The 12023-nt window shown below is 60.1% G+C and carries 11 protein-coding genes; 2 read left to right on the top strand and 9 right to left on the bottom strand.

What is annotated here, in order from left to right:
* Positions 1-389: 389 nt before the first annotated feature.
* Both dcd and ACIOZM_RS20425 read left to right on the top strand, forming a co-directional pair.
* A complete protein-coding gene (gene dcd, locus ACIOZM_RS20430; protein ID WP_129390062.1) occupies positions 390-956 on the top strand; it encodes a dCTP deaminase in 567 nt (188 codons plus the stop codon).
* A 106-nt stretch (positions 957-1062) separates the two neighbouring features.
* Positions 1063-1272 (top strand): hypothetical protein, encoded by a 210-nt coding sequence (locus tag ACIOZM_RS20425; RefSeq protein WP_339454004.1) that lies wholly within the window; start codon positions 1063-1065, stop codon positions 1270-1272.
* A gap of 22 nt (positions 1273-1294) precedes the next feature.
* On the opposite strand, the gene pdeM is transcribed toward ACIOZM_RS20425, so the two are convergent.
* The 9 genes from pdeM to ACIOZM_RS20380 form a co-directional block, all read right to left on the bottom strand.
* Positions 1295-1951, bottom strand: a complete 657-nt coding sequence (gene pdeM / locus ACIOZM_RS20420; RefSeq protein WP_401216631.1) for a ligase-associated DNA damage response endonuclease PdeM — start codon at positions 1949-1951, stop codon at positions 1295-1297.
* Entirely contained in the window at positions 1948-4437 is a 2490-nt protein-coding gene (locus ACIOZM_RS20415; protein ID WP_401216630.1) for a ligase-associated DNA damage response DEXH box helicase, read from the bottom strand. Before ACIOZM_RS20415 ends, pdeM begins: the two co-directional genes overlap by 4 nt.
* Before the next feature lie 188 nt (positions 4438-4625).
* Positions 4626-5390 carry an ABC transporter ATP-binding protein gene (locus ACIOZM_RS20410; RefSeq protein ID WP_401216628.1) on the bottom strand — a complete coding sequence of 255 codons (765 nt, stop codon included), beginning with the start codon at positions 5388-5390 and terminating at the stop codon, positions 4626-4628.
* A gap of 13 nt (positions 5391-5403) precedes the next feature.
* Positions 5404-6522, bottom strand: a complete 1119-nt coding sequence (locus tag ACIOZM_RS20405; RefSeq protein ID WP_401216626.1) for a succinylglutamate desuccinylase/aspartoacylase family protein — start codon at positions 6520-6522, stop codon at positions 5404-5406.
* Between the two features lie 12 nt (positions 6523-6534).
* Positions 6535-7245, bottom strand: coding sequence for an ABC transporter permease (locus tag ACIOZM_RS20400; protein WP_401216624.1), 711 nt, complete (start codon positions 7243-7245; stop codon positions 6535-6537).
* Positions 7242-7970 (bottom strand): ABC transporter permease, encoded by a 729-nt coding sequence (locus ACIOZM_RS20395; protein WP_401216622.1) that lies wholly within the window; start codon positions 7968-7970, stop codon positions 7242-7244. Before ACIOZM_RS20395 ends, ACIOZM_RS20400 begins: the two co-directional genes overlap by 4 nt.
* A gap of 57 nt (positions 7971-8027) precedes the next feature.
* Entirely contained in the window at positions 8028-8810 is a 783-nt protein-coding gene (locus ACIOZM_RS20390) for a transporter substrate-binding domain-containing protein (RefSeq protein ID WP_401216620.1), read from the bottom strand.
* A 393-nt stretch (positions 8811-9203) separates the two neighbouring features.
* A complete protein-coding gene (locus ACIOZM_RS20385) occupies positions 9204-10892 on the bottom strand; it encodes an ATP-dependent DNA ligase (protein WP_401216618.1) in 1689 nt (562 codons plus the stop codon).
* Entirely contained in the window at positions 10889-11923 is a 1035-nt protein-coding gene (locus tag ACIOZM_RS20380; protein ID WP_401216616.1) for a ligase-associated DNA damage response exonuclease, read from the bottom strand. The genes ACIOZM_RS20385 and ACIOZM_RS20380 overlap by 4 nt, the downstream gene beginning before the upstream one ends.
* Positions 11924-12023: the final 100 nt, after the last annotated feature.

Here is a 12023-nt window from a genome sequence, read left to right as displayed (position 1 = left end):
TCTCGGCCAGGGTTCTTCCTGCGTCGCAGTTATCTTTGTGTAACTCCTTGAACAAAGATAACTGCGACGCAGGAAGAACCCTGGCCGAGACTGAGTGCAAAGAGCAGGAAAAATTCTTGTAGATGGTTGGATCGAAATTCAACATATCGTGTAGAGATTCTCAGTGACACAAGCAGCACAGTGGCGCCACCTTAACCCTTTTTCCGAGACGTGCCAATGCTTCTTGCGAAGGTTTCTCTTATTTTGGGATCGACGGTGTGACGGTTCGTCGTCAGACCGAGTAAATAAGGGAGGATCGGCGAGAATTGCACCGCGCACTTTGAACCCGGCTGCGCGCCCGGTAAGATGCCGGACAGATTTTTTCCACCTCGCTATTCAGGACACCCGCCATGAGCATCAAATCGGACAAGTGGATTCGCCGCATGGCGCAGGAACACGGCATGATCGAACCGTTCGTCGAGCGCCAAGTGCGCGGCAATGACGACAACCGTGTGATCTCCTACGGTGTGTCGAGCTACGGTTACGATGTGCGTTGCACCAATCATTTCAAGGTGTTCACCAACATCAACTCGTCCATCGTCGATCCAAAAAACTTCGACCCGGGCAGCTTCGTCGACGTCCACAGCGACGTCTGCATCATTCCGCCGAACTCGTTCGCGCTGGCCAGCACCGTCGAATACTTCCGCATTCCGCGCAACGTATTGACCATCTGCCTGGGTAAAAGCACCTACGCGCGCTGCGGCATCATCGTCAACGTCACCCCGCTCGAGCCTGAGTGGGAAGGTCACGTGACCCTGGAATTCTCCAACACCACCAACCTGCCGGCGAAGATCTACGCCAACGAAGGCGTGGCGCAGATGCTCTTCCTCGAATCCGATGAAGAATGTGAAGTTTCCTACAAGGATCGCGGTGGCAAATATCAGGGCCAGCGTGGCGTAACTCTGCCGCGTACCTGATAGTCCATCCGGCGGATGTCGGGAATTCTTTGGCGGGCAGACACTCTATGGGGTGTACTGCCCGTTTTTGCTTCTGGCAAAGCGGGCCTTCGCCGAGGAGTGCTCCATGAAGATCGATCCGCATATCACCGCCGAACTGGCAAGGCTTGAGCCCAATCAGATTGGCGTTTTAGCCTGGTCCTTGTTGGCACACCCACCGCTGAGCATGGCCGGTGGGATTCCCGGTCAACCCGATCCCGATACCCCCAACGAGCAACCGACCGAGCCGGGCGAACCGACGCTGCCGGACGAGCCGCCACCGGCGCCTGTTGCTTGATCCTGTCAGCGCATATGGCCAGTCAACTGACTGGCCATATTTCGTTATCGCCAATGACAAAGATCCTGCAACGGTCGTCACGTTCGACCGGATAGCCGCCGGTAAAGGCCCCAAACGCCGGTAGCAGGCTGAGACGCTCGCCAAGTTTGAAGCATGCCAGCCGCAGACTCTGCCGGCCTCTGCCGTTGAGTCGATAGACCGGGTGCACGTGGCCCGCCAGCACGTGCCGTTCTGGATGTGGATCAGGTTCGTGCTGCAAGGCAAACGGCCCGAGCAATAGCGGTTCCGGCACCACCCGTATGTTCAACGAAAGGGGCGGATCTCCAGCACGTTTGTCGTGGTTGCCGCGAATCAGCGTCATAGGCAGATCAATATGTCGCGCTCGCCATTCAGCTAACGCGTTAAGCGTTCCGGCCGCATGTGAGCCGGGCCCATGGAGAAAGTCGCCAAGAAATATCAGCTGCCGGCAGGGCAGTTTCGCCAGCAACCGGTCGATCACTTCAATGTTGCTTGCCGTCGTGCCCTGTGGCACCGGTTGGCCGAGGCTGCGATAAGCCGCCGCTTTGCCAAAGTGCACGTCGGCGATCAACAGCGCCTGTTGTGCTGGCCAGTACAGCGCTTTCTCCGGCAATAACCAGAGTTCTTCGCCCGCCAGACGTACAGGATAGGGCGCACTCATCGAATTTTTCCATTGTCGGCAGATTTCTCCAGGTCGCCGACCATGCGCCTGATGCGGTCGGCGAGTTTTTCCGAGCTCATGCTTTCACGCATGCGCTCGACCAGCAGCGGGAATCCGAGCGGCGTAGGATGTTTGATCAGGTGCAAGTCCAGTTTCATTCGGTTGATCCGTTCCAGAGTCTGCTCCAGGCGACGAATATCCAGTTCTTCCCGCAGGACTTCTTCCCCGGCCTGAGCCAGCAACAGGTTATCGGCGTCGTATTGTTTGAATACTTCAAAAAACAGTCCGCTGGAGGCCTGCACCTGACGGGTGCTTTTTGGCGCACCGGGGTAACCGGCGAACACCAGCCCGGCAATTCGGGCGATCTCCCGGAAGCGTCGCAGTGCCAGTTCACCGGCATTGAGACTGGCCAGAACATCCGTCAGCAGATGATCCGGGCTGAGCAGCGCCGGGTTCAGTTGCTGCGTCCAGTCAACCGGCGTGGCGCTGAGCAATTCCAGACCGTAATCATTGACCGCAATCGAGAACGTCAGCGGCTGGCGCTGACTGCTCCGCCACGCCAGCAGACTCGCGAGCCCCAGATGCACCTGTCGTCCGGCAAACGGGTAGAGGAAAAGGTGCCAGCCTTCGCGGGATTTCAGCACCTCGGCCAGTAGGCTGTCGGTGGTGGGCAAGCCAGACCAGCGCGCCTGGGTTTCGAGCAGCGGTTGCAGCGCCTGCATCTCCGGCCCGGCGAATTCGCCCCGCGCCGCCGCACTGAAACGTCTGACCACGGCCTCGGCCAGTTCATTGGAGAGCGGCATCCGGCCGCCATTCCAGCGCGGCACGGCGGCCTTCTTCGCGCTGCTGCGTTTGACATAAGCGGTCATGTTCTCGACCCGCACCAATTCCAGCAGACGCCCGGCGAACAGAAAACCGTCACCCGGTTTCAGCCGCGCGATAAACCCTTCCTCGACACTGCCCAACTGCTTGCCACCGCCGCCCTTGCTCCAGAACTTCAGATTGATGCTCGCGTCGCTGACGATGGTGCCGATGCTCATGCGATGCCGCCGCGCCAAGCGAGCATCGGGCACTCGCCAGACACCGTGTTCGTCCGGTTCGACCCGGCGATAGTCCGGATAGGCCGTCAGAGACATCCCGCCATGACGTACGAAAGCCAGCGCCCAGGCCCAATCTGCGAGTGTCAGGTCACGATAAGCCCAGGCCCCACGGACTTCTTCGTACAGCTCCTCGGGAAGAAATCCGCCACCTAGCGCCATGCTGACCAGATGTTGCACCAGTACATCCAGCGGCTTGTGCGGTGACAGTCGCGGTTCGATCCTTCGTTGTTCCACCGCGTCGGCAGCGGCGGCAGCTTCAATCAATTCGAGGCTGTGAGTCGGCACCAGTGTCACCCGCGAAGTGCGCCCCGGGGCGTGGCCGGAGCGGCCGGCGCGTTGCATCAGCCGCGCCACGCCTTTCGCTGAGCCGATTTGCAGCACGCGTTCGACCGGCAGGAAATCCACGCCGAGATCCAGACTTGAAGTGCAGACCACCGCTTTCAGTTGGCCGTCCTTCAATGCCTGCTCGACCCAATTACGAGTGTCGCGGGACAGCGAACTGTGATGCAACGCGATCAACCCCGCCCAGTCCGGCCGCGCTTCAAGCAGCGCCTGATACCAGATTTCCGATTGCGCACGGGTGTTGGTGAAGACCAGCGTGCTGGCGCTGGTCTCCAGTTCGGCGACCACTTGCGGCAGCATTTTCAGCCCGATGTGTCCGGCCCAGGGAAAACGCTCGATAGTCGGTGGGAGCAAGGTATCGACCAGCAGCGTTTTTTCGCTTTGACCCTGCACACTCACGCCGCCGCCCTGTGGGATAAGCACCTGTTCGGCGTGGGCCTGATTCCCCAGCGTGGCGGAAACACCCCAGACGATCAGCTCCGGCTGCCAGCGCCGCAATCGGGCGAGCGCCAATTGCAGTTGTACGCCGCGTTTGTTGCCGAGCAATTCGTGCCATTCATCCACCACCACCATTCGCAGCGTCGATAACGCGGTTTGCGCGTCGGCGCGGGCGAGCATCAGCGTCAAGCTTTCCGGGGTGGTGATCAGCGTGGTTGGCAGGCGTCGGCTCTGGCGGGCGCGTTCACTGCTGCCGGTATCGCCGGTGCGCAGGCCGATGCTCCAGTTGATGTGCAGGTCATCCACAGGCGTTTGCAGGGCGCGTGCGGTGTCGGCAGCCAGTGCGCGCATCGGGGTGATCCACAGCACGGTCAGCGGTTCTGCCGGTGGTTGGCGTTTGCGGGTGGTTTCAGTGGCAGGAGAAGCTTTTGCAAAGCGATTGAGCGCCGCAAACCACACCGCATAAGTCTTACCGGCGCCAGTGCTGGCGTGGAGCAAGCCCGATTCACCGCGTTTGACCGCGGCCCACACTTGTTTCTGAAAGGCGAACGGCTTCCAGCCGCGAGCGCTGAACCAGTGTTTTGCCAAGTCGGGAGAGGTTGCCATGCCGGCGGCGTGCGCTCTGAAGGTGTTCCTTCAGTGACCACGTCGGGGGCGGACAAGTTTGATCTTTCAGGCGGGCAGGACGTGCTTTTGTATGAGTGAGCCTGCTCGCGATAGGGTCAGAACATTCAGCATCCATGCGTCTGAACGATTGCTATCGCGAGCAGGCTCACTCCTACAAGGTGCCGGGGTTACTTGAGGTTGCCGCTGAGGAATTGCTTGAGGCGTTCGCTCTTTGGATTGCCGAGCACATCGTCCGGGGCGCCTTCCTCTTCTACGAGACCCTGATGCAGGAACAGCACCTGGCTCGATACCTTGCGCGCAAAACTCATTTCATGGGTGACCATGATCATCGTCCGGCCTTCTTCGGCCAGGCCCTGAATCACTCGCAGCACTTCCCCGACCAATTCCGGGTCAAGCGCCGAAGTCGGTTCGTCGAACAGCATGACTTCCGGCTCCATTGCCAGCGCCCGGGCAATCGCCACGCGCTGTTGCTGACCACCCGAGAGAAATGCCGGGTACTGATCGGCGACCCGCGCCGGCAGGCCGACCTTGTCCAGATAGCGCCGGGCACGGTCGTCGGCTTCCTGCTTGCTGCAACCCAACACCCGGCGCGGGGCCATGGTGATGTTTTCCAGCACGGTCATGTGGCTCCACAGGTTGAAGTGCTGAAAGACCATCGCCAGACGGGTGCGCAGGCGTTGCAGTTCATTGGCATCGGCGACGTGCATGCCGTGGCGGTCGGTGACCATACGGATGGTCTGGCCATCGAGGCTCATCGCGCCGTCGTTGGGTTGTTCGAGAAAGTTGATGCAGCGCAAAAAGGTGCTTTTGCCCGAGCCGCTGGCGCCGATCAGACTGATCACGTCACCGGTTTTGGCCTTGAGCGAAACGCCTTTGAGCACCTGATGGTCGCCGTAGCTTTTGTGCAGGTTTTCAACGGTCAGTTTGTACATGGGACAGACATCCTCAAGGCGAAAGTAGGTAGCCGCTGCGATAGGCTTCGGTGCCCGCGACGTGCGCGATCACCATGCCGGCAGTGGCCATGCGCCGCAGCGAGCGGGCGTACATCAGGCCGGCGGCGGAGCAATGAACAGGGGTGACCCGATTACTGATCGGGTCAATGATTTCGGCGATTTGCTGCCCGGCTTCGAGGTATTGCCCGGCTGCAGCGGTGTACACCAGCAGTCCGCCAACCGGAGTGACTACCGGTTCGACACCCGCCAGCGGCGTGGCCGGATACGGCAATGCCGGCAACTCAGCCGGTTCGCCGACGATGGCGCCGAAGTGCACCAGATAATCCAGCAACGCCTGACAGTCACGGCTGGCCATCGGGTGATTGACGTCGCCCTGGCCGCGCAACTCGACGGTCACCGAGAAGCTGCCCAGCGGAATCTCGAAGTGTTCGCCGAAGCGTTCCTTCAATTGCCACCACAGCAGCGTGAAGCATTCGTCGAACGACTGACCGCCGGAATCGGTGGCCAACAGACTTGCCTGCGATTCGATGTAACGCGCCAGTGGTTCAACCTGTGGCCACGCTTCCGGCGTGGTGTACAGATGCACCACGGATTCGAAGTCACAATGCAGGTCCAAAACCATATCCGCATCACAGGCCAGCCGTTGCAGGGTCAGGCGCTGGGACTGCAATTGGGTGCTGGCAGTGTGGCGGGCGAGGGCGTTGCGCAGGCTGGTGCGGATCAGTTCGAGATTGCGCTGCGGATCGTCGCCGAGCTTTGCTTCGATATCGTTGCCGATTTCTTCGCTCAGATCGACGAACCAGCGATTGAAGTTCTGCCCGCTCTCCAGCTCGTAACGACCCAGCGGCACGTCCATCAGCACTTGTTCGAGGCCGACGGGATTGGCCACCGGCACCAGCACGATTTCGCTGCGCAGGCGCCCGGCGGCTTCCAGCTCCGTCAGACGCTGCTTGAGATGCCAGGCCACGAGCATGCCGGGCAGTTCGTCGGCGTGCAGCGAGGACTGGATGTAGATCTTGCCTTTGGCCTGCTCCGGGCCGAAGTGGAAGCTATGAATCTGTCGTGCGGTCCCCGGCAGCGGGGCCAGCAGGTCATGAATCTGGTGGCGCATTTCAGAAAGGTCCTAGTGAGTCGGGCCGAGGAAGGCCAGCCATCGGCGTTCGGCGAGGCGGAACAGGCCGACCAGCGCAAAGGTAATGGTCAGGTAGATCAGCGCGGCGATGCCGAACGACTGAAAGGTCAGGTAGGTCGCCGAGTTGGCGTCCCGGGCGACTTTCAGGATGTCGGGGATGGTCGCGGTGAAGGCCACGGTGGTCGAGTGCAGCATCAGGATCACTTCGTTGCTGTAATACGGCAACGAACGGCGCAGGGCCGAAGGCATGATCACGTAGGCATACAGCTTCCAGCCAGTCAGGCCGTAAGCCTTGGCCGCTTCGACTTCGCCGTGGTTCATGCTGCGGATCGCCCCGGCGAAAATCTCCGTGGTGTAGGCGCAGGTGTTCAGGGCAAAGGCGAGGATCGTGCAGTTCATCGCATCGCGAAAGAAGCTGTCGAGCATCGGCTGCGCACGCACGGCGGCCAGGCTATAGATGCCGGTGTAGCAAATCAGCAACTGGATGTAGAGCGGCGTGCCGCGGAACAGGTAGGTGTAAAACTGCACCGGCCAGCGGATATAGAAGTGCGGCGAAACCCGGGCAATCGACAGCGGAATCGAGGCAAGGAACCCGATGAAGATCGAGGCACTGAGCAGCCACATGGTCATCGCCAGACCGGTGATGTTGTTACCGTCGGTATAAAGGAAGGGTTTCCAGTATTCCTGCAGGAGTTCGATCATCGTACGGCCTCCCGGGCACCGGCGGCGTAACGCCGTTCGAGCCTGCGCAGAATGAAGTTTGAGGCACTGGTGATCAACAGGTAGATCAACGCGGCAATTACCAGGAAGTAGAACAGTTGATAAGTGCTTTTACCGGCGTCCTGCGCAGCCTTGACCAGATCGGCGAGGCCGATGATCGACACCAGCGCGGTGGCCTTGAGCATCACCATCCAGTTGTTGCCGATGCCCGGCAGGGCGAAGCGCATCATTTGCGGGAACACCACGAAACGGAAACGCTGGCCGCGTTTGAGGCCATAGGCGGTGGCCGCTTCGACCTGACCGCGAGGCACGGCGAGAATCGCGCCACGGAAGGTTTCGGTGAAATACGCACCATAAATGAAGCCCAGGGTAATCACCCCGGCAGTGAAGGAGTCGATCTCGATGTAATCCCACTCCATGACATCGGTCAGAGCGGTCAGCCAGGTTTGCAGGCTGTAGAAGATCAACAGCATCAGCACCAGATCCGGTACCCCGCGAATCAGCGTGGTGTAGAGCTGGGCAGGCAGGCGCAGCAGTTTCGATTTCGACAGTTTGGCACTGGCGCCCAGCAGGCCGAGCAACACGGCCACCAGCAGCGACAACGCCGACAATTTGATGGTCATCCAGGTGCCTTCCAACAGCAACGGACCGAAGCCCTTGAGGCTGAAGGCAGAGAGCCCCAGATTTTGTAAGAGATTTTCGAGCATAAATCAGCAACCTGAGCGGATGAAAAAGGCGCCCATCGAATGATGGGCGCCGGGGCATTATTTGCCGCTGTACAGATTCAGATCGCCAAAGTGTTTCTTCTGAATGGTGGCGTAGGTGCCATCGTCGTGTAACGCTTTGATACCTTTATCCAAAAGTGCTTTCAGCTCTTTGTTACCTTTCTTAATACCGACCGCCGTTTTGGCCGGCAGCAATTCGCTGTCGACTGGCTTGCTGACTTCGTAGTTTGCGCCATCCGGGGACTTCAAAAAGCCCAGTTCGGCTTGCAGCATGTCCTGAATCGAAGCATCGAGACGGCCGTTTTTCAGGTCAGCGTAAACCTGGTCCTGGTTGGCATACGCCTGGATTTTCACCCCGGCCTTCTCCAGTACGGCTTTGGCATAGGCTTCCTGAATGGTGCCCTGCTCGTAACCGACGGACTTGCCCTTGAGGGAAGCCACGTCATCGCTCAGGCCGGAACCCTTCTTGAACACGTAGGAAGTCGGGCCGGAGAACAGTTCGCTGGAGAAATCGATCGCCTTTTCACGGGCCGGGGTCACGGTCATCGACGAGATCACGCCGTCGAATTTGTTGGCGTTGAGGCCCGGAATCATGCCGTCAAAGTCACTTTCAACCCATTTGCACTTGACCTTCAGCTCGGCGCAAATCGCGTTGCCCAGATCGACGTCGAAGCCCACCAGGCTGCCATCGGCCGCTTTCGACTCGAACGGTGCGTACGAAGGGTCAACGCCAAAGCGCAGCTCTTTGTATTCCTTGGCCAGCGCGGAGCCGGCGGCCATGCACAACGCCAGTGCAGAAAGGGTCAGCAATGCTTTTTTCATTATTCAATCCCTAAGAACCAATATGAGCGCTTGTGGCGCAGAATTATTGTTACTGGTACGCGTACGACCTATAGAAAGTAGCAATTTCCGAACCAGAGTCCCGAACGAGCGTTTAAAAGGTCGAGGACAGGGAGAGTAGCTGAGGATTGATGCACGAAAACGGGCATCGGGAATGGGGTGCACCATCTCGGTTCAAGATCGCAGATCTGGAGGTTTAGCTAATCATTGTGGCGAGGGGATTTATCCCCGTTGGGCAGCGAAGCGGCCCCCTGCAATATTTCAGTTGAATCACTGGAGCAGGATTTACGACTGCTGCGCAGGAGAACGGGGATAAATCCCCTCGCCACGGGTAGTTCATTTGGGAAAAAAAGAGGTTTGTCCCCGGAAACCGGGTCAGGCCAGCAGGTCTTGCAGCGTCGCCAGACTGTCCGCTTCATCCACAGTCTTGTCCTGACGCCAGCGCAGCATGCGCGGGAAGCGCACGGCGATCCCGCTCTTGTGCCGTCGCGACAGGGCAATTCCCTCAAAGCCCAGTTCAAACACCAGACTCGGCGTGACGCTGCTGACCGGGCCGAATTTCTCCACGGTGGTCTTGCGCACAATAATGTCGACCTCGCGCATCTGCGCATCGGTCAGCCCCGAATAGGCTTTTGCGAATGGCACCAGTGCACGTTGACTGGCCTCGGGCGGGCCGTCCCACACGGCGAAGGTGTAATCGCTGTAGAGACTGGCGCGCCGGCCATGCCCGCGCTGCGCATAAATCAGCACCGCATCAACGCTGAACGGATCGACTTTCCACTTCCACCACACGCCCATGTCCTTGGTGCGGCCAACCCCATACAACGCATCGCGAGCCTTGAGCATCATGCCCTCGACACCCAGACGCCGCGAAGCTTCACGCTGACGGGCGAGGTCGAACCAGTCGCTGCCGGTCAGCACTGGCGACGGCAACAACACCGGGCTGTTGCACTGCGCGACCACTTGTTCCAGTTGCGCCCGTCGTTCTGCCTGCGTGCGATTGCGCCAATCCTCGCCTTGCCATTCCAGCAGGTCGTAGGCGAGCACCACCACCGGTACCTCTTCGAGGATTTTCCGGTCGAGGGTCTTGCGGCCGATCCGTTGCTGGAGCAAGGCGAACGGTTGCACCGCTGGCGGCGTAATCGATTGCGGATCGAAAGCGTCTTCGGTGGTCGGATGGGTGCTTTTCCAGACTACGATTTCGCCGTCGATCACCGTGCCGTCGGGCAAACCGTGCACCAGCGTGTCGAGTTCCGGGAAGCGCTCGGTGACCAGGTCCTCACCGCGCGACCAGACCCACAATCGGCCATCGCGCTTGACCACTTGCGAACGGATGCCATCCCACTTCCACTCCACCTGCCAATTGCTCGCCGGCCCCAATAGCGCCTCGAACTCTTCGACCGGTTGCGCCAAGGCGTGGGCGAGAAAAAACGGGTAGGGCTGACCACCGCGTTGTGCATGTTCGTCGGAAGATTCTGGCGCGATCAGCTTCAGATAACTTGCTGCGTTCGGCCGGTTGGACAGGTCGGTGTAACCCACCATCCGTTGCGCGACGCGTTTGCTGTCGATCCCGGCCATCGAGGCCAGTGCGCGGGTCACCAGCAATTTCGAAACACCGACGCGGAAACTGCCGGTGATCAATTTGATGCACAGCATCAGGCTGGAGCGATCCAGTTGCGCCCATAACGCGGGTAACTGTCGGGCGAGATATTCCGGGGTTTCACCGCGCAGCGGCAGCAGTTTGTCCTCGATCCATTCGGCGAGGCCGGCGTCAGAGCTGTGGAGGTTTTCCGGTAGCACCAGCGAGATGGTTTCCGCCAGATCGCCTACCGCTTGGTAACTTTCCTCGAACAGCCATGGCGCCAGCCCGGACATCTCGACCGCCAGTTCGCGCAGAATCCGCACCGGCACCAATTGCCGAGGCCGGCCACCGGACAAAAAGTACACCGCCCACGCCGCATCTTCCGGCGCAGCCTGGGCAAAGTACGTTTGCATCGCCGCGAGTTTGGCATTGCTCGATGTGGTGGCGTCGAGTTCGGCGTACAACCCGGCGAATGCCTTCATGCTTGCACCTCGGCGACAGCGGGCTCGGTGGCGATATTGTCTTCTTCGTCATCGCCGTACTCGGTATTGAAGCCTTGGGCATCCAGACCTTGTTCGCGCAGATGCCGCACCAGCACACCAATCGAACCGTGGGTGACCATCACCCGTTCGGCGCCGGTCTGTTCGATGGCCCACAACAGGCCGGGCCAGTCGGCGTGATCGGACAGCACAAAACCACGATCCACCCCGCGCCGGCGACGTGTACCGCGCAGGCGCATCCAGCCACTGGCGAACGCGTCGCTGTAGTCGCCGAAACGCCGCATCCAGCCACTGCCACCGGCCGACGGCGGGGCGATGACCAATGCCTGACGCATGATCGGATCGCTCTTTTTCACGTCGCCGGCATAGATCGTTGGCGGCAAATACACGCCGGCCTCGCGATAGACCCGGTTCAGCGGCTCGACCGCGCCGTGGCTGAGAATCGGGCCGAGGCTGGCGTCGATGCCGTGGAGAATCCGTTGCGCTTTGCCGAATGAGTAGCAGAACAGCACGCTGGCCTTGCCGGCAGCGATATTCGCCTGCCACCACTGGTTGATCTCGCTGAACACCTGCGCTTGCGGCTGCCAGCGATAGATCGGCAGGCCGAAGGTCGACTCGGTGATGAAAGTGTGGCAGCGCACCGGTTCGAACGGCGCGCAGGTGCCGTCGGGCTCGATTTTGTAATCGCCGGAAGCGACCCAGACTTCGCCGCCGTATTCCAGACGCACCTGAGCCGAGCCGAGCACATGGCCGGCAGGATGGAAACTCAAGGTCACGCCGTGATGGGTCAGGCGTTGGCCGTAAGCGAGGGTTTGCAGGTTGATATCGTCGCCGAGCCGGGCACGCAGAATGCCTTCGCTGGCGCTGGACGCCAGGTAATGCTGATTGCCGGTGCGCGCATGATCGCCATGGGCATGGGTGATGACCGAGCGCTCGACCGGGCGCCAGGGGTCAATATAGAAGTCACCGGCCGGGCAATACAGGCCTTCGGGACGGGCGATAACAAGGTCCATGTCGTTACCAGAATGGGGGGCTTGTTAGCTATGAGGTTGGCGCGGGGTCGGAAGTTCTATCGATTGCTTTTGAAGGCGACACAAAACAAATGTGGGAGTG

This window comes from Pseudomonas sp. NPDC087346 (assembly GCF_044744235.1).
GTDB lineage: Bacteria > Pseudomonadota > Gammaproteobacteria > Pseudomonadales > Pseudomonadaceae > Aquipseudomonas.
Note: the sequence above shows the minus strand (reverse complement) of the source record. Positions and strands in the feature narration are given on the sequence as shown.